General features: G+C 50.9%; 19 protein-coding genes. 15 read left to right on the top strand and 4 right to left on the bottom strand.

Features of this window, described 5'->3' with window-relative positions:
• On the bottom strand, positions 1-1,494 hold the full coding sequence (locus tag AC6I7T_RS09245; RefSeq protein ID WP_497793078.1) for a TolC family protein: 1,494 nt from the start codon (positions 1,492-1,494) through the stop codon (positions 1-3).
• Between the two features lie 7 nt (positions 1,495-1,501).
• The gene (locus AC6I7T_RS09240) at positions 1,502-3,172 is read right to left on the bottom strand and encodes an MFS transporter (protein WP_497793077.1); all 1,671 of its coding nucleotides are present in this window, start codon (positions 3,170-3,172) and stop codon (positions 1,502-1,504) included.
• Positions 3,173-3,345: 173 nt separating this feature from the next.
• On the opposite strand from AC6I7T_RS09240, the gene AC6I7T_RS09235 reads away from it, so the two are divergent.
• The 15 genes from AC6I7T_RS09235 to nuoI all read left to right on the top strand — a co-directional run bounded on the left by AC6I7T_RS09235 (position 3,346) and on the right by nuoI (position 22,517).
• Positions 3,346-4,239: a LysR family transcriptional regulator gene (locus AC6I7T_RS09235; RefSeq protein ID WP_497793076.1), complete on the top strand. Its 894-nt coding sequence runs from the start codon at positions 3,346-3,348 to the stop codon at positions 4,237-4,239.
• A 155-nt stretch (positions 4,240-4,394) separates the two neighbouring features.
• Positions 4,395-5,558 (top strand): cell division protein FtsQ/DivIB, encoded by a 1,164-nt coding sequence (locus AC6I7T_RS09230; RefSeq protein WP_497793075.1) that lies wholly within the window; start codon positions 4,395-4,397, stop codon positions 5,556-5,558.
• Complete coding sequence (gene ftsA / locus AC6I7T_RS09225; RefSeq protein WP_497793074.1) at positions 5,555-6,772, top strand: cell division protein FtsA; 1,218 nt, start codon at positions 5,555-5,557, stop codon at positions 6,770-6,772. The genes AC6I7T_RS09230 and ftsA overlap by 4 nt, the downstream gene beginning before the upstream one ends.
• 25 nt (positions 6,773-6,797) lie before the next feature.
• Positions 6,798-8,180 (top strand): cell division protein FtsZ, encoded by a 1,383-nt coding sequence (gene ftsZ / locus AC6I7T_RS09220; protein ID WP_497793073.1) that lies wholly within the window; start codon positions 6,798-6,800, stop codon positions 8,178-8,180.
• A gap of 457 nt (positions 8,181-8,637) precedes the next feature.
• A complete protein-coding gene (locus AC6I7T_RS09215) occupies positions 8,638-9,882 on the top strand; it encodes a penicillin-binding transpeptidase domain-containing protein (RefSeq protein ID WP_497793072.1) in 1,245 nt (414 codons plus the stop codon).
• Positions 9,883-9,974: 92 nt separating this feature from the next.
• Positions 9,975-10,583, top strand: a complete 609-nt coding sequence (locus AC6I7T_RS09210) for a Dps family protein (RefSeq protein ID WP_497793071.1) — start codon at positions 9,975-9,977, stop codon at positions 10,581-10,583.
• A 234-nt stretch (positions 10,584-10,817) separates the two neighbouring features.
• Positions 10,818-11,813 carry a VTT domain-containing protein gene (locus tag AC6I7T_RS09205; RefSeq protein ID WP_497793070.1) on the top strand — a complete coding sequence of 332 codons (996 nt, stop codon included), beginning with the start codon at positions 10,818-10,820 and terminating at the stop codon, positions 11,811-11,813.
• Between the two features lie 293 nt (positions 11,814-12,106).
• Positions 12,107-12,319, top strand: a complete 213-nt coding sequence (locus AC6I7T_RS09200) for a hypothetical protein (RefSeq protein WP_497793069.1) — start codon at positions 12,107-12,109, stop codon at positions 12,317-12,319.
• 196 nt (positions 12,320-12,515) lie between these two features.
• The gene (locus tag AC6I7T_RS09195) at positions 12,516-14,138 is read left to right on the top strand and encodes a UbiD family decarboxylase (protein ID WP_497793068.1); all 1,623 of its coding nucleotides are present in this window, start codon (positions 12,516-12,518) and stop codon (positions 14,136-14,138) included.
• A gap of 30 nt (positions 14,139-14,168) precedes the next feature.
• Positions 14,169-15,041, top strand: a complete 873-nt coding sequence (locus tag AC6I7T_RS09190) for a hypothetical protein (protein ID WP_497793067.1) — start codon at positions 14,169-14,171, stop codon at positions 15,039-15,041.
• Positions 15,042-16,119: 1,078 nt separating this feature from the next.
• The gene (locus AC6I7T_RS09185; protein ID WP_497793066.1) at positions 16,120-19,749 is read left to right on the top strand and encodes a TonB-dependent receptor; all 3,630 of its coding nucleotides are present in this window, start codon (positions 16,120-16,122) and stop codon (positions 19,747-19,749) included.
• Positions 19,750-19,858: 109 nt separating this feature from the next.
• Positions 19,859-20,374 carry a peroxiredoxin family protein gene (locus tag AC6I7T_RS09180; RefSeq protein WP_497793065.1) on the top strand — a complete coding sequence of 172 codons (516 nt, stop codon included), beginning with the start codon at positions 19,859-19,861 and terminating at the stop codon, positions 20,372-20,374.
• A gap of 420 nt (positions 20,375-20,794) precedes the next feature.
• Positions 20,795-20,986, top strand: a complete 192-nt coding sequence (locus AC6I7T_RS09175) for a hypothetical protein (RefSeq protein WP_497793064.1) — start codon at positions 20,795-20,797, stop codon at positions 20,984-20,986.
• A gap of 34 nt (positions 20,987-21,020) precedes the next feature.
• Positions 21,021-21,842 carry an acyloxyacyl hydrolase gene (locus tag AC6I7T_RS09170; protein WP_497793063.1) on the top strand — a complete coding sequence of 274 codons (822 nt, stop codon included), beginning with the start codon at positions 21,021-21,023 and terminating at the stop codon, positions 21,840-21,842.
• A gap of 180 nt (positions 21,843-22,022) precedes the next feature.
• The gene (nuoI, locus tag AC6I7T_RS09165; RefSeq protein WP_497794580.1) at positions 22,023-22,517 is read left to right on the top strand and encodes an NADH-quinone oxidoreductase subunit NuoI; all 495 of its coding nucleotides are present in this window, start codon (positions 22,023-22,025) and stop codon (positions 22,515-22,517) included.
• Between the two features lie 108 nt (positions 22,518-22,625).
• On the opposite strand, the gene ribA is transcribed toward nuoI, so the two are convergent.
• Positions 22,626-23,288, bottom strand: coding sequence for a GTP cyclohydrolase II (gene ribA, locus AC6I7T_RS09160; protein ID WP_497793062.1), 663 nt, complete (start codon positions 23,286-23,288; stop codon positions 22,626-22,628).
• Positions 23,289-23,454: 166 nt separating this feature from the next.
• The gene (locus tag AC6I7T_RS09155) at positions 23,455-23,964 is read right to left on the bottom strand and encodes a DinB family protein (RefSeq protein WP_497793061.1); all 510 of its coding nucleotides are present in this window, start codon (positions 23,962-23,964) and stop codon (positions 23,455-23,457) included.
• Positions 23,965-24,012: the final 48 nt, after the last annotated feature.

Below are 24,012 nucleotides of genomic sequence, written 5' to 3'. Positions count from 1 at the left end.
TTAGTTTCCTCCCAAGTAGATCGAAAAGTCGTTTTCCGCAGTGCCGGTGGCTCTAATGAGCATCAACTTGGCGAGATTGTGTGCGTAGAGGCTGGAGATGTAATTGTCTTCGGCTTCCGCAATAGCCTGCTGTGCTTGAATTACTTCGATTGCATTCGAGAGTCCGACGTCGAAACGGTCGTTTGCTTCTTTGAGCCCTTCTTTTGCGAGGTCTAGATTCTCGGCAGCTACAGAGACGCTGCGCTGTGAGGATTCAAGATCGAGCAACGCAGTGCGGACGTCGTATTGCACACGTGCTTCCAGATCTTCTCGTTCGGAACGGCGCTGTATCAGTGATGCTTTTGTAGCGGCTACGTCTGAAGCGATCTCCCCACCGGTAAAGATGGGCATGCGTAGAGAACCGCTCACATCGAAATTGTTGTAGAGATGGGCTGGAGTGATCCCTGCCGTTCCGTAGAGAGCGTTGACGGTTATGGAGGGCAGATATCTTGCCTTGGCCGCTTTCACGCTGGAATAGGCGGAAGCTTCTTTCATCATTGCCGCTTTCAGGTCAGCGCGATGTGAGCGTGCCGAGTCCAGCATGGTCTGCAGATTTTCACTGGGCGCGCTGCGGTAAGCGAGCGGTGTAGTCGATACAAATTGTTGATCGATAGGAAGGCCTATGATGCGCGTAAGTGCAAGCTTGTCTTTTTGTAACTGAATCTGTGCTAACGCCAGGCGCTGTTCCGCTGTACGCTCTGCGACTTTGGCCCGAATGAGATCGATCTCCGGTGAGACGCTATGCTCTACCCGGTCTCTCATCAGCTTTTCGAGTGCCTTCGCCGAAGCTAACTCCGCTTCATTGGCGTGTACGCGTGAGTCGCTTGCGGAAATGGAAATATAAGCGCTGGCGGCTGCCAATACTACGATGTTGCGGCTATCAAGATCGCTCATTGCCGAAGCATCGGATTCCATCGTGGCGCTGTGAAGGCGGTAAATTGCCGATGGATCAACGGCCGCTTGCGACAACTCCAGCGACAAGCTCTGATAGCTGTATGGGCCAATGAGATGTGCCAGCCCGATCTTTTGTCCACCTGTTGCAGCGCTTGATTCCGTCAACGTGTAGTGTTGGCTGGCGTTGGCATAGAGGTGTGGAAGTAAAGCTGAAAGCTTTTGTGTTCTTTCAGCACGCGAACTGGCATGCTTTTGCTCTGTATCGATGAGTCCCAAGTTCGACCGTAGGGCTAGTTGGACTGCCTGTTGTAATGACAACGGGCGTATGCCAGGTTCAAGCGGAACGGTGGGAACACTACCCAGATAGGGATTCTGCGTCTGCGTTGCCGAGGCGCTGGGATTTGTCGAATTCGTCGCCGGATCGAGAGGGCGGGGCGTTGGAATTGAATTGATCGAATAACCGTCTATCGATTGAGCCACACCGATTGCTGTGCAAGCGCCCGTGCCCAGCGCAACTGCTGCAATAGGAAGATAGATTCGATGTAAAAAATTGCGTCTCATAACTGTCCTATTCGAGAACCGATAGCTCCTTCTCAAGCACCTTGTTCGCAACCCGCGTCGTCTCGGCCGTTTCGCTGGATGTCGATGTGTTTTGCCGTTTGCCGGGCAATAACCAGGTGCAGGCTATGGTGATACATGACACCACGATCACAGCGACAAACATGTCCTGATAAGAGAGGATCGTAGCCTGCTGCAGCACGAGGCTGCCGAAGTCTTGAATGTTTGTCTTCGAGCTCAAGTGCGGAGCTGCAGAAAGAAACGAGTGGTTCCGAAGAAAGAACGATTCATACAATCGCCGCGAGTGAAAGGACTCTCTCTGATCCAGGAGAACGAGTCCCAGAGATATACCCATGGAGTTCCCCAGTTGGCGAGCTCCGAAATAGATCGTTCTGGCATTGGAGATTCGACGGACAGGAATATTGGCAAATCCTGCAACTGCGAGTCCTACAGCGGCGAAGAAGATAAAGATTCCGCTCAACGCCAGCGAGGGAATTAGATAGATGTCAGGCGTGTCATTTGTCATGGTGGGTATTAGTAGGAGTGCAGAGAGAATCTGCATCGATAGCCCGGAAATGAGTACGACACGACCGCCCAGCTTTTGTACAAGCGTTACAAAACGAGGCGCGAAAAGTGCCAGACCTACCATGGGCATTCCTACCACCGACATCAACAAGCCGGTTTGTGTCGCCGAATGCCTGGCAGAAAAGATCTCCGTTTGCCGTAGATAAAACGGGAAGATGTATAGAACGGCGCTGAAAAGCGTTCCCAGCAAAACTCCTAGAAGTACTACGGCAAAGAGCCCTCTGCGAAACAGGTGCCGAAGATGTACGAGTGGAGAGGTGTTTGCCGGGGACAGTTCCCATAGAACGAAAGCTATGTGTCCAAAAATGCCGACATAAAGCGAGGTACGAATCAGCGGCGAGCCAAGCCAGTCATCTACCTCTCCACGGCTCATGATCAACTGAACGGCAGTAACACCAATGATCAGAAGCACTGCTCCTAACAGATCGAAGCGGGCCTTCTGCGAACTTGGGGCTGTGGAACGTTTGTGATTCGGTGCGACGCAGAAGGTCCACGCCGCTACGAGCGAGGCAAAAAGGTTAAACCAAAAGAGCGCTCTCCAGGAAAACAGATCCGTGAAGTAGCCCGCAGCCAGAGGTGCGGCGAATCTGCCTATTACGAACAGGATGATTAAGTACGCACGAAGAGGTGTCGAGCGCTCCTCCGGGGCGAAGTGCGTCATGAGCAGAACCAGAGTCCTGGTCATGAAGGCTCCACCGGCTAGCCCTTGCAAAACTCGATATGCCAGCAACGAAGCCAAGTCGACGCTCAGGGCACATCCTGCCGAGGAGATTCCGAACAGAAGAGCGGCCAAGAGGATATAGCGCCGTTCGCCGATAACTTTGCAGATGCCGTGGGCTGTCAGAATGGAAACGGCAGCGGCGGCGGAATAGACCGTGGTAATCCAACTGGCTTCATCAAAAGAAGCGCCTATCCCTCCGGCAATATCTACCAGGACGACGTTGATCCCATTGCTGGTCCAGGCTTCTATTGCTACGCAAAGGGTATAGGCGCAGATCAGAAAGTAGTTCGCACGTTCTTTCTTCGCTACGGCCATTCCTGCTTTGTCAGCGGATTGAATTGTCGTTGCAACGGTCTGAAGTGCCTGGCGAACCACTAGGTTACCTTCTTTTCGCCTCCCGATTTTTCTTTGGAAGCGAACTCTACTGCGGCCGTTTTGCTATATCTCCGGCCTGCATGTCTCTATTTCACATGGAAATTCCTCGCGTGTGACTAGGATAAAAATCCCAAGCGGCTTGCAAAAATACACAGGATCGTTAGCATGGGAATATGAGTGCACCTGAATGGAGCCACTTACAGACTTTCCTTATCCTGGCTCGCACGCGCAGATTGGCATCGGCTGGCCGCAGGCTTCGTGTCGATCATTCAACGGTGAGCAGGCACATTGCGGCATTGGAAGAGAGCCTGTCTGTGCGTTTATTCGATCGTCGGGAAGAGGGCTTCTTCCTTACTCCTGAAGGGGAGCGCTTATTCCAGACAGCCGAACAGATGGAAAGCCTGATGATGGATGCTCACAACGACATTGTAGGCAAGGATCTGGAACTGACCGGAACTGTGCGTATTGGGGTTCCCGATGGTCTTGGTGTGGGGTTTCTTGCTTCTCGTCTGGCTCTTTTTGCCGCGTCACAACCTGGTCTGGCTATCGAACTGGTCGCCATCCCTCGAGTCTTCAATCTCACGAAGCGCGAGGCCGATATAGCGATCAGTCTCACACGGCCTGCAAGAGGGAGACTGATCGGGCGCAAGCTCATCGATTACAGCTTGCAGTTGTACGCCTCGCGTTCCTATCTGGATTCTCATCCGAAGATTCAGAAGGCAAGCGATCTGCTACAGCATTCCATGATTGGGTACATCGAGGATCTGACCGCAATTCCGGAGCTGAGCTATTTCGATCAGATACATCTCTCGCTCAAACCCAGCTTCGCCAGTTCGACCATGATTGTTCAGCTGGAGGCGATTCAGGCAGGAGCAGGAGTTGGAGTGCTGCCCAGGTTCTTGGCTGTGCCACATGAAGAACTGGTTAGCGTACTTCCCGATACAGTGAGGATCATACGGACATTCTGGTTGAGCGTGCATGCGGATCTGCACCGTCTGAAAAGAATCCGGGTAATATGCGATTTCATCGCTGACGAGGTCCGGAAGGCCTCCGCCATGATGTCGTGAGGATGGATTGCGGACGCTGCACTCTGCCGATTTGCAGACAAGCTAATAATTGTAGCCTTTTCTGGCGGTCAGCTAGTTCCGTTTGGGGTACCTGGCGTGGTGTGTTGCAGCGTTTCTGTGGAAGGAATTTTGGGGATACCACGATATAGTCATAGTTGGCGATTCTTTCACGACCTGGCTCGGGCGTGGCAAAACTAGAGGCTACATCAAGCCGTGCTTCGGCGATGGCCGATGACCCGCTGGACGAAGAGTTCTATCGTCCGCCAGCGGCTTCACGTCCGCGTTCGGCACGCTCTGTGTCCGAAGACACACGCGATGAGGATACCTTTCTTCGCACTCGCCGGCGCGTCCCTGTTCGACAGGGATGGTTCCCGGCTACCAAAGTAGGCCGGATCTTTGCTGCTTTCGTTGTCTTAGTGGTAATCGCTCTGGTCGTAGCAATTTTTCTGGAAGCACGAAGCTTCTTGTATCACGATGCGCGATTCCTGGTAGACAGTTCAGCCAATATCCAGACCGTCGGTAACAGTGAGTTGAGCCGTGGAAATCTGCTGGAGGTCTTTGGCGGGGATATCGGGCGCAACATCTTCTTCGTGCCGTTGAAAGAACGTCGCAAGGATCTGGAACAGATTCCCTGGGTGGAGCATGCCACCGTTATGCGCCTGCTGCCGAATCAGCTCCAAGTCTCGATCGTGGAACGGACTCCGGTAGCCTTTGTACGCAGGGACAAGGAAATTGGACTGGTCGATGGGAACGGTGTCATTTTGGACATGCCTACCGCGGTAATGGCCCAAAGGCACTATTCCTTTCCGGTCGTGAATGGCATCGTAGAAAGTGACCCCCTACCTGTACGCGCTGAGCGGATGAAGATGTACAGGAAATTCCTGTCTGAACTGGATTCAGGAGGAGAGAAGATTTCCGAGCAGTTGAGTGAAGTAGATCTAACAAATCCGGAAGATGTGCGCGTACTCATGCCCGAGCAGGGAACTGAGATTCTGGCGCATTTCGGTAATGATCAGTTTCTGCCCAGATACCGCAATTACAAAGCTCATATTGCCGAATGGCGGCAGCAGTATCCGCATCTGGCATCGGTGGATCTTCGTTACGAAACACAGGTTGTATTGGAAATGGCAAAAGGTACGGAGACACCGGTAAATCAGAGCGCCGATTCGAAGGCGGCCGATAATCAGACCGCTGCAGCGCAGCAATCTAAGGCTGCTGCTCCGGCTCCGGCGGCTAAGCCTGCACACACAGCCGCCCATCCCGCGCCTCACGTGGCACCTCACGCCAAAGCTCACCGTCCCGCGAGGTCGAAACGATGAGCCAGAAGCCGGATTCCTTAATTACCGTTCTCGATGTAGGTAGTGCCCAAACCCGCATTCTGGTTGCCGATTTGAATGAGGGTGCTCTACGGTATCGTGCTCATGGTGTGGTTGACTCTGCCGGAATGCGGAAGGGTATGATCGCCGATTTGCAGCCCGCAGCCCAGGCTGTTACACGGGCGGCAACCCGAGCCGAGGAGATGGCCAAGATCACCATCGACCAGTGCGTGATTGGTGTCGGCGGACCGCATGTGCGCGGCGTGAACAGCCGAGGCGGTATTACACTTGGCTCCCGCTTGCGCGAAATTGGTCGCGAAGATGTACGGGCAGCTATGGATCGTGCCCGCTCGGTTTCTCTACCCGGTGATCGCGAGATTCTCCATTTATTGCCTCAACAGTTTATTCTGGATGAGCAGCCGGGGATTCATGACCCGGTGGGCATGGTAGGCAGCCGTCTTGAAGTGAATCTCCATATCTCCACTTGTTCGACAAGCGCGCTGCAAAGCATCGTGACCTGCGCCAATAAGGCCGGGCTCGAAGTCAACGAATCCATCTTTGAGGCTATTGCAGCGGCAGAGGCGACCGTCTCGGCAGACGAGCGCGAACTCGGTTCCTGTCTCATCGACATAGGTGCCGGTTCGACCGAGCTGGTGGTCTTTTTCGAAGGAGCCGTTGCGCATACAGCCGTGATTCCTGTAGGCGGAGATCATTTCACCAACGATCTGGCGGTAGGTTTGCATATACCTCCGCAAGAGGCCGAGATGCTGAAATGCACCTACGGTAATGCTGTGGTGACAGCTGTGCCGCAGGGGACGGAAGTTAAGTTGAATGGTTTGCAAGGGTATGAGCCGCGCATGGTTCGTCAGCGGCTTCTCAGCGAAATCCTTGAACCTAGAGCGCGTGAACTCTTTCATCTAGTCAGAGAGAACCTTCGCCAGGGAGGCGTGTTAGATGCCTTAGGTGCCGGTTGCGTTCTAGTCGGTGGAGGCGCCTTGCTGCCTGGACTTTTAGATGTAGCAGAGAGTTTGCTTCGGGTTCCGGCACGAATTGGTTGTCCGGTAGCGCTTTCTAAGATGCCCGGTGAATTGGTCCGCCCGGAAATGGCGGCAGTCATCGGAATGTTGCTTTATACGCACCGTACGCGGATGACGCGGGCGGCTGAAGATCAAAGCCTGCGGCGGAAGCTGCGGGCCATGTTTGCAGGAAGTTTGTAATGAGAAGGAATGGAGGCACCAGCCAGTGAGTGAACCTGAGGAAATTCGTATTCAGTACCACGAAGAGATCCCGCGCGGAGCGAAGATCAAGGTCATTGGCGTGGGCGGAGGCGGTGGAAACGCCGTCAATCGAATGATCGCCGCCAGGATGGAAGGCGTAGAGTTTATCGCTGCCAATACCGATGTGCAGGCGTTGAAGCTTTCTGCTGCGCCGGTGAAGTTGCAGCTCGGTGTAAAGCTGACAAGCGGATTGGGCGCCGGTGCCAACCCCGACGTCGGCAGAAGAGCCGCGTTGGAAGATTCAGACAAGATCATTGAGGCGCTCGAAGGTGCGGATATGGTCTTCGTGACCGCCGGACTTGGCGGTGGTACCGGAACTGGTGCCGCTCCCGTGATAGCCTCTCTCGCTAGCGAGATGGGTGCTCTTACGGTTGCCGTCGTGACTCGCCCCTTCGGTTTCGAGGGCAAGCGCAGAATGCAACAGGCCGAGCGGGGTATGCAGGAGCTGCTTGAGAGCGTGGATACGATGATCGTTATCCCCAACGAAAAGTTGCTTGCTGTCGCCAAGGATGCTGGATTCTTCGAGTCATTCCGAATCGCCGATGACGTCCTTCGTCAGGGAGTACAGGGAATCTCGGATATCATCACTATCCCCGGAATCATCAATCGAGATTTTGCCGACGTAAAGACAACGATGGCCGGTATGGGATATGCCGTGATGGGAACAGCTATCGGGTCCGGACCGAATCGTGCGGTCGAAGCGGCTCAGGCCGCTATGGCTTCTCCATTGCTGGAAGCTGGAGCAATCGATGGTGCGCAGGGCATCTTGATCAACATCAGCGGCTCAACCTCGTTGAAGCTGAGCGAAGTCAACGAAGCCTCAACTCTTATCCAGAATGCCGCTCACGAAGAGGCCAACATCATCTTCGGTGCTGTACTGGATGAAAGCATGGGCGATCAGGTCAAGATCACCGTTATCGCAACGGGGTTTCGCGAGAACATGCCTGAGCGTCGTGCTCGCATGCTCAGCATGAACAATAACGAAGCTGCCGAGCCTCCGTATGTCCGCGTGGAGCCGCAACAGTCGACAGCCCGATTTGCCAGTGAAGTTGCCGAGCCTTCTTCTGCGCCTCCGGTCCAGGAGTCCTGTAGTCAGTCATATGAACCGGAAAGTAAGGAAGAGCCGGAAGCCAGGCCTGTTGAAACGGCGCAACCCGCTGTTTCTCCGGCAGTTACAGCACCTCCGCCCATGCCTCCGGCGTCAACATATGTTCCTGCTGCCGAGCCTGCGGTGCCAGTTGCGCAAGATTTAGCATCGCAAACAAATATGTTTGCGACGGGCGTGGGCAGCGATGGAAACGACCGCGACAATCTGGATATCCCGGCGTTTATGCGGCATGGGTTATAGGTAGAAGGCTTACTATAGAGGAAAGTAGCAATTTAGAGCATTTTGCGATGCTTATATAGCTGATTCCTGGTGCTTGCATCAGAAATTTGCGGGTTTTTCTCATGGATGGGCTGGAAATGGCCGAAACTGAGATTAGAGCTTTTTAGTTTTGGTAGTGTTCGTCCATAAAGACTCTAGGGCTTTTTCATCGTTACTGTGATCTTCCGGAGAATGGGGCTGTACAGGTTTTCCTAGTGGAGAACCTATATAAATAGCCGCTACTCCGGGATACACCCACGCTGAATTGCTCTGGCCCATCTGGGATTTTGGAATACGTGTCTATAAAGGGCATCCGGAGCGCGCAAGAACCACTTCGGGAACGGCCGCAATGAATCATTGGCGTAGGGGTTTCGTTCAAAGCTTGTCAAAGTCAGAATGCAAGCATCACTGGACGCAACCTTTAGATTGAGTACAAAGAATGAAGAAAATTGCGCAACTCTTCCTCGGATTACTTCTTCTTCCCGCATTATTGCTGGCGGATACCCATGGACTGACCCGTCGGTCACACACCTCCTCCCACGTGAAGGAGTCGGCGAAGACACAAAAGAAGATTTCCTCTCTGCAACATAGCCGCCGTGCGGTACAAACGCAAACCGCCTCCGGCCGTTCCCGGAGAGGATCCGGAGCCCGGTTGCGCCGTGCTTCTTTGACCATTCATCCCCGGCGCAGCTATGAACGGTTTACGGGGAACTCTTTCTCTGACTCGAATGGAGTTGGAGACGTTACCTATGGCGAGGATCCAGTGGTGCGCAAGGCTGCCCTCGATGCCCTGGGTAATATGAATGGCACCGTGGTGGCTATCGATCCGTCAAACGGACGTATTTTGGCCATGGTAAATCAGAGCCTGGCCCTTTCCAGCGGAGCTGAACCCTGCTCTACCATTAAGCTCTCCGTTGGTCTGGCTGCTTTGCAGGAAGGCATCATCACCAAGGAGACGCCGGTAAACCTGGGCGGTCATTACCATTTGAATCTGACCGAAGCGCTTGCCCACTCCAACAATCTTTATTTTGAGACACTTGGGCGCCGGTTAGGTTTTGAACGAGTTCGCCACTATGCCAACCAGTTTGGCCTCGGAGAATTGGCTGGCTATCACATTCCAGGGGAACAGCTTGGAATCTATCCCGATCAGGCTCTTCCCGATAAGCTTGGCGGCGTTGGCCGCATGTGCAGTTTTGGAGAAAGTGTCTCGATGACTCCACTTCAGTTGGGAGCTTTGGTTTCGGCCATCGCTAACGGTGGAACGCTCTATTATCTGCAACATCCCAGAAGCGCCGAGGAAGTCATTAATTTTCAGCCACATATCAAGAGAACACTCGAGATCGGTAAGCTGATTCCCGAGATCTCCGAAGGAATGGCGGCTGCCGTGCGCTACGGAACCGCACGTTCTCTGCGCTCCAGCTTCAATGAATTTCCGGTGATGGGCAAGACGGGAACATGCTCCAACAATGGAACCCGTTATGGCTGGTTTGCTTCCTATGCGGACACGCAGTATGGCCGTATCGTTACTGTCTTCTTCCTGGAGGGCGGAAGACCGACCTTCGGTCCCAAGGCTGCCGAGCTAACCGGCTATTTCTACAGGAACTTATGGAATTCAAGCTATTTCGCCCAGAAAGGCGCCTCCCAGCTGGATAGGACCGGAGGAGTAGTCGGGGCAAGCCAATAAAAAGCTAAACGATAATAATTATCGAAAAATAATGATTTTAATAGTTCTCTCTAATCCTCCGCTGCATCCTATGTAGCAGAGGATTTTACGTTATGAGCAACACCGCTCTAAAGGAAACCCAGCAGAATCAATCCAACCTGATCACTCCCAAATGGCACCAAAGTGCTCCGGAAGTCCAGAAGTTTGGCACGGTCGTTCAGGATGTGCCAATTGGACTGAGTGAACAGACGCGCACTGAGATTACCGCCGCGCTCAATCTGCTGCTCGCTGATACTTCCACCCTCCGCGATCTTTATAAGAAGTGTCATTGGCAGGTTACAGGGCATACCTTCTATCAATTGCATCTTCTTTTCGATAAGCACTTTGAGCAGCAGGTAGAACTAGTGGACCTGTTGGCAGAACGTGTGCAGATTCTGGGCGGCGTGAGCGTGGCCATGGCTCACGATGTTGCAGAGATGACCCGAATCGATCGTCCGGCAAAGGGACGCGAACAGGTTCCGGTTCAAATCTCCCGCTTGCTGAATGCCCATGAATTGATTCTGGAAGACGCCCGGAAGGTAGCACGTCGTGCGGCTGATTTAGGAGATGACGGCACGAACGATTTGTTAGTCAGCAACGTGGTTCGTACAAACGAAATGCAGATGTGGTTCTTGCGTGAGCATTTGGTTGATGCTTCGGTTGTGAACGCCAAGACGGCATAAATTATCTCGAAGGAGGAGCTCCCCTGCTCCTCCTCCATTCCTTCTCTTTTCTCTCCGTAAGAGAAGAACCATTTCCCCGCTACTGGACATCTATCAAATACGTTGCTGAATGTATTTCTCTTTCTGTGTTCAAAAGGAGCTGCAACGACTTTTTCTCGCAGATAATCTCTACTGTAGCTCTTTGATCTGGGGCATACCGAAAGGGATATTGCCCGTTAACTGGATTGTGCACTCATGCCCGTGGCCGTTAATTTTTTCCTCGAATATGGATACCTGATCCTGTTCCTTTGGGTGTTGCTGGAGCAGCTAGGGCTTCCTTTGCCCAGTACTCCTCTTATAGTCACGGCAGGAACTCTCACAGCCACGCATAGGATGAGTCTGCCCTTGATTCTCCTGTCCACCGTATTGGCCTGCCTGATTAGTGATTCCGTTTGGTATCATTTCGGCCGCCGCTTTGGTGGTGCTGTGGTTCGCATGATGTGCCGGCTATCGTTTGAATCGGCCACGTGTGTCAGACGTACCGAGAATTATTTCGAAAAGCACGGCTCGAAGGCTCTTCTGGTTGCGAAGTTTATTCCTGGGCTGGGAACTGTAGCTGCTCCTATCGCCGGGCAAACTGGAATGAGCTATCGCCAGTTTCTTTCCTTCGATGCTGCAGGCGCGTTGCTCTGGAGTTTGGTATTGACTCTGATCGGCAGATTCTTCGGTGATGTGCTCAAGCGCAATCCGAATGCCCTTAGCTGGGTGGGCCATTTTGCCGGTGTATTTTTCATCCTTGCGCTGCTCGGCTTTGTTGGACAGCGGATCTACCGCCAGCAGGCATTCCTGAAGCAGGTAAAAACCTCACGTCTGGAGCCCCAGGAACTCAAGTCGATGATCGATGACGGACACGATATCTACATCGTCGATTTGCGCCATCCGCTCGACTACCAGATCGATCCCCGTGTTCTTCCGGGAGCAAGACACTACACTCCCGATGCTCTCGTTCAGAAGAGCTCCGAAATACCTCGCGACAAGGATGTGGTCCTGTACTGCACCTGTCCGAATGATGCTACTGCCGCCAAAACGGCCTTAACTCTGCGCCGTATGGGTATCTATCGGGTTCGGCCTCTTCGTGGAGGTTTCGATGGATGGAAAGAGCTGGGTTATCCTCTCATGACGATTGATGAGCCGTTGGTGGTGCCTGAGCCGTCAATACTGGGAAACTCTGCGCAGATTCAGGAGAGCTAACGAAGCGCGGAAGCTTTGGTGTTATCCGCTAGAGCGGGATTACGGCAGGTCTATCTTTGGTCTGCCGGGGAAAAAGCCACATATCATTCTCGTTAGCCCGTGCACATCTGTGCGAGAGATGCTCTAATCTGATGCAACCTTGCCGGTTTAAAACTGGCAAGGCATTATGTTTCAATGCTGTGATTGCTTTGTTTGTACAAGGAGCACTGACCGGTTTTTAACTTCGGGTTTTGGAGCCTAAGGACTAAAAGATGGCGTGGAGCGAAACATATCTTTGTGATGTCTGTGGAAAAGTGAAACCAGATGATGAGCCGGATTGGTGGCTTGCCTGGACTGAGACCATTACTCCTGTACCTGGTGGTCCAGCACAGCCTGTCTTGAAGCTCACGCAATGGAATCTACTCCTCTCTCATAGCGCAGAAGTGAAGCATTTGTGCGGCGCACAATGCGCTCAGACCCATACGGATCGCTGGATGACTGCCGACATCGAGCAGCGCGAGGGATGATTTTCTGCGGCCTTGTTGTTCTAGAGCATTTCCAGCAAAGCTATCCGTCTCTACGTTGGAAATGCTCTGGCCGTAGTGGCCTCAAGACGAGATTGAAATCCTACTTCTGTGCACATGTTTAAACTCTCCGCATCGTCTTGATAAGATTCAGTTACGTTTAGAGGGATAGTATCGACGCCCAGAGGAGAGTTGCTTAGTGGCCTACGATGACCTGAGAGATTGGATCCGGGCTCTGGAAAAAACTGGAGAGCTGAAACGTATTCGTGAAGAGGTGGATCCGATCCTGGAAATTGCAGAGATTACCGATCGGGCTTCGAAGGCGGGCAAAAAGGGCGGGATCAAAGGCTATGCGCCAGGTGGTCCAGCTCTCTTATTCGAGAACTTAAAAGGACATCCAGGACATCGCGTCCTGATGAATCAGTTCGGCAGTGAGCGACGCATGCAATTGTCGCTCGGAGTCGATTCTCTGGACGATATTGCCGGACGTATTCAGGAACTTCTTCACCTCAAACCGCCCGAGGGCTTCATGGGCAAGCTGAAGATGCTGCCTCTGCTTGCCGAGGTCGGGAACTACTTCCCTAAAGTTGTTTCCTCTCGCGAAGCTCCATGCAAAGAGGTGATTCTTCGCGATCAGTTCAATCTGCTGGATTTTCCGATACTCAAGTGCTGGCCTCTCGATGGCGGACGATTTATCACTTTGCCTTGTGTGACGACACGCGATCCAAAGACCGGACGTCGCAACCTCGGGATGTATCGTATGCAGGTCTACGATGGACAGACCACAGGGATGCATTGGCAGAGGCAGAAAGTGGCTGCCGAGCATTATCGTGATAGGCTGCGTGCTGCAGCGACAGGTTCTGCTACAGGTGATCCCGCAGCCGCCAGGGTTGCGATCATGGCCGAAACCGGAGGCGGATCGGAATATCCGGTTGCCGCCGCGAAAGAACCGCAATCGGCTACTTCCTTTGGACCTCTGAAAGGTGAGAGGTTGGAAGTTGCCGTGGCGATTGGAACTGATCCGGCGACGACCTTTTCGGCTATTGTCCCTGCTCCACCCGATGTAGAAGAGTATCTGATCGCAGGCTTCCTGCGTCAGAAGCCTCTAGAGTTAGTGAAGTGTGAAACCGTCGATCTTGAGGTCCCAGCACATGCCGAGATCATTCTTGAGGGATATGTGGAATTGGGAGAACTCAAGAGCGAAGGACCCTTCGGCGATCACACCGGGTTCTATACGATGGAAGATCTCTATCCGGTTTTTCATCTCACATGCATAACACATCGAAAGAATCCCGTTTATGCTGCCACCATCGTCGGAAAGCCTCCAATGGAGGATGCCTGGATGGGGAAGGCTGTTGAGCGCATTTTCCTGCCCCTGATGAAGATGACCATTCCTGAGATCGTCGATATCCATCTTCCCGTGGAAGGAGTCTTCCATAACCTCATGCTTGTTTCCATCCGCAAAAGTTATGCCGGGCAAGCACGTAAGGTGATGAACGCAATCTGGTCGCTTGGCCAGGCAATGTTTACCAAATGCGTCATTGTTGTGGATGAGGACTGCGATGTGCAGGATGTTGGCGAAGTTACTTTGCGGGTGGCAAACAACATCGATCCCGAGCGGGATATCCAATTCACTCTGGGACCGGTAGATTCTCTGGATCATGCTTCTCGTCTGCCGAATTATGGGAGCAAGATGGGGATTGATGCTACCAGGAAGTGGCCAGCTGAGGGTTTCCACCGACCTTGGCCTCCGATGATTGAAATGGACCAGTCAACCAAAAGTCGCATAGATACTATCTGGAAGAAACTGGGGCTGGATTAAGAACAAGCAGGTGGAACCAAGAAGAAATCAATGAATATTTCCTTGCGCAGATTTGCAAAAAGCCTAATTCCCGTATCGCTGTTATTTCTTCAGAGTGCTGGGTTGTGGGCGCAGGCTCCTTCCGAATTCCGTTGGATGGACCTGGAGAAAGATGATTGGGCAGTAGCAGTTGTAAGAAAGGCTCTTCATAACGAGCACTTTACGGCGATCCGCGAGATCGGTTTGCTCGGCGATGCTGCCATTGTCTTTACTTCGAATCGGACACGCCCCGACGCAATTCCAGACACGGATGCTGTCTCGGTATACTCCGTTTCGGTGCGAAGCCTTGCCTTCCAGAAGATCGTTACCGGCTATCGGATGCATGTGGTCGGCTGGAGCAATATGATCAACGATCATCGCGGAGAACTGGCTACAACCTATACCGATTGTGTTCAGTGCGATGCTACGACTTTCTTTACGACCTTCTATTTCGAGGGGAAGTCAGATACCTGGCAGGCTCGTTGGATGGCCAATCAGCATGGAGCTCCTTTGTCTCCCGTTCAGGCGAACAAAGATTACGAGATGCAGCTGGTCTATGCGGTATTGCCCGAAGCAAGCGGTCATGAAGGATTGGTAACCTGGGCTCGCTACGAGTACAACAACTCGAAGCGCGTTGAGGATTTTCTCTATCGATACGATGTCGATCCAATTTCAAATTTGGATCGAGTACAGAGGCTGATGGGAAAAGAAGCCTCGGATACAAAGACACAGCTCTGTCAGGTAGAGCCGAGTTGGGCGTATCTTCACTCCGGACAAGATCAACCGGTTTGCCAGGAACTTCTTCATGTGAACAGTACAAGAGCTCGCCGCATTGTTACAACTCCTCCCCGGCAGAATGAGGGACGCTCCCAGCCACCACGCTAGAGCAAAACCAGCGTAGATGTATCCCGTTAAGAAAACCTGCACATCATCGTATTCGGGTAGGACACAATAGCGCTGGTTTTGCTCTAGTATATTCAGATAAGTGTGTAGATGAGGCCATTCCGTTAAGGAATGGCCTTTGCACGTTACGGGCTATTGCCTGACCTTCTACAAGCTATTCACCTTTCCGGAGTTTCGCAGCTCCAGCTTTCCTGCCAAATTTGTCTCACTGCGAAAGTCAATCTCAAGTCACCTTTAAGGCGATAACTCTATAAGTGGAGATAATCTGTGCAATATTCCTTTAAATAAACATTCATTTTGAGAGTTTCTCTGAGAAATGATCGGGTAGAGCATCTCGTACAGATACAAGCCCGAGGCGCAAAGTCTTAACAGCGATTTCGTCAAAAAATTGCCACCTCACCTGGCAGAGATGGTATCCATATCAATCCTTTAAAAATTAGAGGATTAAGGCGTTGTGTGCATCAATAGCCCTGCCCTTCTACCTCCCATAGTTTCAAAAGCGCCGGCATGAATGTGATCCTGGCGTCCCGCTAGCGATCAAGTCTTTGATGAGAGACACAGCTAGGAAACCTAACCGTGGTAACTATCACAAAATCAACCAGTTTTAGCTGTCCCGTTCGTGCGGTATCGTCCGTAGTTAACGGTTTTATTAAATTTTACCTGCTTAACTTGCCGTGAAAGCGTCGTCCCCTAAATGTTTGATCTGCAATGATTTGCTGGAGTTATCGTGGCATCTGTAGATCTGTATCTCTTTTTCTCTTGACACTCTGATTTATGGCGGCATATAGTCAGCGCCGATTTGATATCGATATCAAATCGATTCACTAAAACATTTAGTAGAAAGACAGGCATCCGCAGGGTAAGTGCTCTGTGTAGAAGCACGCACACTACTGCGCGAAAACAAAGGAATAAACAGACAAGAGTTGTAACCACGACAAATAAGTCTCGCCTCCTTCTGGGAAGGCGAGAAAGAAATCATTTCTTAAAGGAGAAGAGAGGCCAATTCATGTCTAAGGTATTTGCCTCAATAGCAAATCTCAGACACAGCAGGAATTGCAACATGTTTCTGATCTGGTGTCTGCTGATTTTGTTGCCATTGTTTGTCGGAACCACAGTTATGGCCCAGGTAGCTAACGGTGCTCTGAGCGGTGTGGTCAATGATGCCGTAAACGCAGTTGTTCCAAATGCTCACATTCTTTTGAAAAATCAAGCTTCGGGCGTCTTGCGTGAAGCTCAGTCAAATGAAGTTGGATATTTTAAGATAGTAGCTATTCCGCCGGGAAGTTATCAGATTACAATTTCCGCGCCGGGTTTTGCCTCTTGGGAGGTAAAAGATCTGGTATTTAACCAGGGTGAAGAGCGTACACTTGCAAAGATTAATCTGAAACCTGGGGCAGCAAGTGAAACCGTCGAGGTCAGTTCAGATATAACGGCAGTTCCTATTGAGACCTCTGAGAGCCGTCAAGTCCTGGGAACCACCATGATCAGCGATTTAAACATCACCGGACGTAATGCCGCCGAGCTGATCAAGATCATGCCTGGAATGGCTATTAATAGCGGCTTGTCTAATGCGTCCTGGAACAGTACGGTGACCAAAACAAACGATGGTCCAATCGGGAAATATGCCGCTGCCGGATCTCCTCCCAGTGGTGCAGTAGGTCTCAGCCTGGATGGTGCATCAATTACCGATATCGGTAGTTCAAACACACAAGTAGCCAATATTAACCAGGATCAGATTGCAGAGCTCACGATAGTTAACGGTTCTTTCGGCGCTGAATATGCGAAAGGACCGATTAGCATTCAGGCGATTGGTAAGAGCGGTGGAGCGCAGTTCCATGGAACTGGTTATGTTTATACTCGCGCGGGAACTTTTAATGCCGAAGATTCCCAGTTGAAAATCAACAATCAGAGCAAACCGAACGACCACTACTGGTATCCAGGGTTTACCATTGGCGGTCCTGTTCTGCTTCCATATACGAAGTTCAATCGGAATCGAGATAAGCTGTTTTTCTTTGGCAGTTATGAGTACATGATGCAACATCCTGCCGGTACTTATCGGCAATCTGATGTACCCACGGATGCCATGCTAAATGGGGATTTTAGTGGGGCGACAGCCTTTGCCGGTCAATCCAGTACCATACCTTGCGACCCGAGCGACGCGCACGCTAAAGACTGGCAATTTGGATCCGGAAGTTTCTGCGCCAACCAATGGGCTGCGGGCAATATCGTAAACGGCAAATTTAACGCCTTTGCTCTTGATCCGAATGCAAAAGCCTATATCAAGATGATGCGGGCGATGGGAACAGCTCCTAATCAGGACCCTGGACAACACCATGGGTATAACTATGGTGTGCTCGATCAGACTCCCAACAATCGCTGGGAGGCACATGGGCGGGTCGATTACAGTATCAACGAAAATACGAAGTTGTATGGAAGCTACACCCACCAAAGTGAAAACCAAAAGAACCCCTTCGGTTTGTATTGGTGGCCGGGTGGCAGTGTAAAGTATCCTACTAACGCTACAGCCCAGGTACTTTCCAAAACATTGAATGTCAGCTTGACGAAAGTTTTCACTCCGACGCTGACAAACGATTTTACGTTTGCATATTCCTTTTTCACGCTGCCTAATAAGCCGGATAATCCCAAGGCCATGGATCCCGGCACGGTAGGCCTGGATATCGCAACTCCGTTTAGCCTTAGCAATAATGGGCTCATGACGCAGATTCCAAATTTAGTTACTTGGGACTGTAATACCAGCTCAGAATCCGGCTGCTTCCCTCACCTGTATTCCTATAGCTTTGACAAGTCCTTTAATGGTGGAGCCGTAGGCAATCAAAAAAGGGTTCCATCGATATCTGAAAACATATCCAAATCCTGGAAAACGCATACTACCAAAGCTGGTTTTTATTGGGAACTTGCAAAGCAGAACCAGAGCACTCTCGATACAACGGGGCAGGGGATGTATGAGTTTTCTCATTGGAGCACCATTACGACAGAGAATCCAATTGCCGATCTCCTCTTGGGGAACGTTCATACCTTCACGCAGGCTGCCGGTGAGCCGATGACTCATGTGCAGCGATATACCTATGCGTTCTATGTGACGGATTCCTGGAAGATCAAAAGGATTACTCTGAACTATGGAACTCGAATCGAACATAACGGTCAATGGATGGCCGATAATGATAAAGGGCTTGCAATCTGGTCTCCTTCAACCTATGTAAATAATCCGAATATCGCTGGTCCAACGAGTGGGCTATTGTGGCATGGCGTTGAATCCAGCATTCCTTTATCCGGCTGGAAGTCAAAGCTCTTTGAGTTCTCCCCACGTGCGGGCATCGCCTACGATGTATTTGGTAATGGCAAAACTGTAGTCCGTGGCGGTTTCGGTCTTTATCGCTGGCAGGTATCTATCGGCGATGCCACCGGTACTTATTCTACGGCCATGGGGCTTGGGACCGCTACGATGTCTGCTTTCCAGGGGATGAATAAGGTCTCAAATGCCTCTTTTGCCGCGAATAGCCTGATTGGGTCGAATGTTAATGCCCTGAAGAGTGGTGATGAAAAGACTCCTTGGACCAAGAATTGGAACCTTATCCTTTCACAATCTCTTCCTGGGCGGTCAGTCTTGGAGTTGCAGTACCAGGGCAACCATACAGACAACTCGATTTTGAGCAACAACAATAACAATGTTAATAATCTGACAAATCTCAACAAGATTCCGATAGGGACGTTGTTGAGTTCCCGGGAATGCATCAGCAATCCGAGTTATTGCGGGTCAGGCGTAAGCGATACCAATTACTCCAAAACCCCAACTGCGGCACAGCAGCAATACTATCGTCCCTATGCCGATTACCAGGTGGTAGGAGTTGTCACGCATGGCAGCTATTCCAACTATCATGCTTTTGTGGCTCAGTGGCAGAACCAAAAAGGGCGTATCAAATGGATATCCAACTACACCTTTAGCAAAGTATTGGGTACAAAGGACGGCAATACCGTTAACGGAAGTGCATCGGGTGTTACTGCAAATCCGTTCGACCTGGATAGTAACTACGGCGTCCTCGCATATGATCGTACGCATATTCTCAATCTCGCGTACATGATCAACTTGCCGAACTTTACACATGGAAACTCTATTCTCAAATCGATTACCAATGGCTGGGAACTCTCTGGTGTGTCGCAGGCACAAAGTGGTGTTCCTTTGCAGGCAAATAGCAATAACCTGAATGGTTCGTATCCTGTGAGCGCTTCCGATGTTCTCGGTACTCCGGATGCAAATTTGATGCCGATCTTTAAGTGTGACCCACGTAAAGGTCTGAAGGATGGACAGTACTTTAATCCTAGCTGCTTTGCTGTTCCTACCGTTGGCACGCCTGCAACAGCTACATCTTCGGCTACGCTAGGTACCAATGGATCGTATAACTGGCCTTATATCAAAACGCCTGCATTTGTCAGTAATGATCTGGCCTTCTTTAAGAAGTTTTCAATAACTGAAAGGCAGTCGGTTCAATTCCGGGCGTCGATGTTTAACTTTGTAAACCACAAGTTGAAGCAGTTCGGCACTGGCGATGATATTCAGATGCGATTTACCGGCTCAAATGGTAAATATTCGTTACCTGACGGATTTACCGGAGAGCCGCTCGGAATAACAGGGCGTCGTGTTGTTGAATTTGCACTAAAGTACGAATTCTAGCTTTTCATATAGCCCCTGGAGGTACCGTGAATGCGGTGCCTCCGTTTTTTCGCTTCAGTTAAGTTCGTTAGTTCTTGTTGGAGAATTGTTATTTGGGAGATCCCCCGCTATGGAGCAACTTCGCACTGAAGGCTGGAAGGCAAAGCTTGAGACAATTACAAACATCGCTATCCTGATCATCTGTGTCATTAGCGTTGTTCTTGTCACGAATAAATATTTTTTGCATCGTTCCCCGCCGTCGAATCTGTCTCCTCAAGTGGGGAGCACTATCTCTGTGCCTGGGATAGATTTTTCTCGGTCAAATCATACATTGGTTATCGCCATCAGTACGCAGTGCCACTTTTGTGAAGAGAGTACGGATTTTTACAAAAAACTGGTACTTGCTGCTGAAAGACATGGAACTCAGGTAGTGGGTGTATTTCCCCAGGAGAGTTCTGTTAGTAAAAAGTACTTGGAATCCCACTTGCTTTGGGGTGTCCAGAATGTTCAGGAGCGGCTTTCTGCAATTCAGGTTGAGGGCACGCCTACTCTTATCCTGGTTGATCGAAAAGGAAGGATTGCGAAGAGTTGGGTGGGTAAGCTTCCTGAGAAGGAAGAAAACGAAGTCATTGCAAGCTTGCTCTAATAAGTTTTAGTAATTGTTTTATATTCCCTGGATCAAGAGTATCTTGTCCATTCACATTTAACTGTAGATCTGTGGATACTCTGTGTTCGCAGAAGAGATAGTTCCGCAACGAGACGGAGGATGTGAAGACCAAATGGGTAAATTCCCGATTTACTTCATCGAAACGGAGATATAGGAAATGCTGAAGAAGAATTTAATCAGGTTGGCGTGTTTGTCCTTAGCTCTTTGTGGAATAACGATGGCAGCTCGCGGATCTTCCTCCGGGTGCAGTTCCGGTTGTCCTGACCCATCGGTTGTTTGCAGAGGCGTCGATCCCCACGGGTACGACCAATGCTATGCATCGGTATATGCCGCGCAACAACAGTGCTTGGCTTATTGTGCTACTCACTAATTTCCTCTGTTTATTTTGAGAGGACTGGATTGCCGACGGAGCAATCCGGCATAAGCCGCCTCAGGTGGCCAAATGGGTATCAGAAGTTTGATGGCGGATTTGGTGTGCTCTTGGGATCTTCTGTAGAGGGTACGAACAAGGCCGTACCCTCTCGTTTCTTTGAAAGTTGGGCTGCTCTGGTCACTCACATGGCCGATCAGGCAAGTGTGCTGTTACATTGAACGGTGTACCTGATCTCTGATGGGTGCCTCGCTCATGCCAATCGCTATCCGTAGGCCCAAATGGCTGAACCTTGAGAATTGGGAGTTTCGGATATCCGTATTTCTTCTGGGTATTGTTTGGATAATTTGCGGTGCGAGTAGGACGGAAGGCCAGGTCTTAACTCCGGAGACAAAGGGCTCGGCCTTGCGGCGGAGTTTCTTTGTCGAGTATTCCAATGATTCCAGCCATATGCTGTTAGGGGCAGCAGGGGAACGAAAGCTATTAACCCTGGGAGCTTCCTACAGCATTCGTCTTTTCCCTTCTCGTGTTGTTTCACTCTCATACTATGGAGAGGTTCGGCCCCTCATCCTGGAGAGCGATCCGACACTCAAGGAAGCATGCGTCACTGCGGAGGGAAATTTCCCCTCAATTGTGAACAGTTGCTATCGCTGGAATCCTCCTACACCCGTTTTGCAGGCCGGACCAAAGGAATCCAGATTCCAGTACTTTGATCCGGTGACCAAGAAGTTGATTTATCAATTCGATTTCACCAGTAAATATGGGCGGCGCTGGAATTACGCAATGGGATTGAGCCCGGTGGGGTATGATCTGATGCTTTTCCCTCGGCATCGTTTACGGCCTGTTTTAACAGGATTGGGTGGCCTCATGGTAACAACACACGATGTCCCTTTGGATAAGACATCGAATTTCAATTTCACTTTCGAATTCGGTGCAGGATTGGAACGGACCATTGCTCCTGGACGCTCCTTGAGGGTCGAGTATCGATATCACCATTTCTCTAATGACTACATCGGAGCCCAAAATCCCGGAGTTGATTCCGGAGTCTTTCATGTCGGCTACATCTTTGGGCATTAGGGAGAATTTTCTCTTTCGCCTGCCCTGTTAGCTTTATCTGATTGAAAATTAAAGGATTAGTTGATTCGCGGGGATGTTTTCAGCATGCTGCTTCAGGCTTCGCTTGGGTGAAGAGCTTTGTTGATGGATTCCTTTGGTCCTGTACGTAGAAGCCTGCCTGCGGCGTCGTATACTGGGACCATGTCAATTGTGCGCAATATCGCGGGCATCGCTAAAGGCATGAGCATTACCTTCAAGGAAATGCTGGAACCGACCACCGTTGAAAACTACCCTGATGGTCCGGGACCCATGCGCGGCGCGCAGTTTCAGGAGCGCTTTCGTGGGGCACATGTGCTGCAACGCGACGAGAACGGCTTGGAAAAATGCGTAGCCTGCTTCCTGTGTGCTGCCGCTTGTCCCTCCAATTGCATTTACATTGAAGCAGCAGAGAATACTGCCGAGAAAAGAATCTCCAGTTCCGAACGTTATGCAAAGGTCTACAACATTGATTACAACCGCTGTATATTCTGCGGCTACTGTGTTGAGGCTTGTCCGACAGATGCCATTACTCACGGCCATGGATTCGAATTGGCTTCTTTGAATGCAACCAATCTGGTTATGCGCAAGGAAGATATGCTAGTTCCGATCATCGGTCTGCCGTCAAAGGCTGTCGAAGTAACCGACGCGACGAAGTAGCAAATCCGATTCAGCAGTAAGAAGAGAAATTAAAACTGTTACGAAATGGAAGCTGCTAGAGCATTTCTCGCCTGACGAAGGTAACAGATACGAGGAATGCTCTGACAGTTAGATTGAATCGGTTGCTTCAAGCGATTCGAGAAGATGTCCCATCTTCTCCTGCTTGGTCTGCAGATAGCGTTGGAAACTGGCGTGAGGCTCTACTTCGGCAGAAACTCGTTCAACTACCTGGATACCAGCTTCTTCCAGAGCGCGAACTTTATCCGGATTATTCGTCATCAGGCGGACTGCCGGAACCTTGAAGTATTTAAGGACCTCTGCTGGTAATTCGTATTCGCGGCAATCGGGAGCGAAGCCTAATTTAACATTGGCTTCCACGGTGTCCAAGCCCTGGTCTTGCAGCTCATAAGCTTTGAGCTTGGCCATGAGACCGATGCCACGTCCTTCCTGTTTTTCGTACAGTAGGATTCCGGCGCCTTCCTCGCTGATCTTGGTCAATGCCAGTTCTAACTGCAAGCGGCAATCGCAACGCAGAGATCCCAGCACATCTCCAGTGAGGCACTGTGAGTGAATCCGAATGAGAGGAGCTTGTGAATGAATGTCGCCCATGATCAGGGCAACCAGCTCTTCCACCTTGCTGGCCGGATTCTGTTCGTCCGCGCAGCAGGGTCTCGTCGTGTGCAGGATTCCTTCAAAGCCAAATATGCGGAACCTTCCCCACTTTGAAGGGAAGTCCGCTTCCGCTACTTTCCTTACCATTTCGAACGGCATAACTCGATTATACGAGTGATGCCTGAGGCAGGTGTTTGGGTGCAGTTTTCCTCGGGGAAACGCGATGTTGTGGCCGTACTTCCAGCTATCTTCGCCAAAAATCAAGCGAAAGTGGAACGGCCACGCAGTCATCGATTGCTAGGTCTAGATTAAAACTCAAATTGCACTACGAAGTTTTTTCGTCAGCAGAAGGGCCATAAACCCCAGGGACAGGAATTCCTTCCAGACGCAAATAGACGGTGAGTTGACCTCTGTGATGAATCATGTGGTTCATCGCCAGAAAGCGAATGGCGCCATAACGCGTCTTTGTTAAAACTGATTTCCCGTTGAAAAGCATGGACCAGGTATGCGAAAGCTGTTCCTCTGTAGCTTGAGCGATCAGGTCACGGCTTTTTGTGACATGTTCTTCAAAAGCATGGAGCAGTTCGTCCTTGTTGTTTGGATTGAGTGGCTGGAAGGCGCGAGCTCCGCCTGGCATGATGTCGAAGGTCTCATTTTCGAGAATCCTCGAGATCCAGCGAGGAATTTCAGCTACGTGACCAGCCAGACGACCCAGCGTCATCGACTTCTGATGTGGTTGCCAGGTGAGCTTATCTTCTGGGCATGCAGACAGCACTTTTCTGGTAGAAGCTATTTCGTGCTCGAATTCTTCCTTCAAGAAGTCGCAATTGGACATGTTTTCTTACCCCATTCTTCAGAACAAGTAATAATAAGCTTCCAAGGG

The sequence above is a fragment of the Humiphilus diazotrophicus genome (assembly GCF_059726315.1).
Note: the sequence above shows the minus strand (reverse complement) of the source record. Positions and strands in the feature narration are given on the sequence as shown.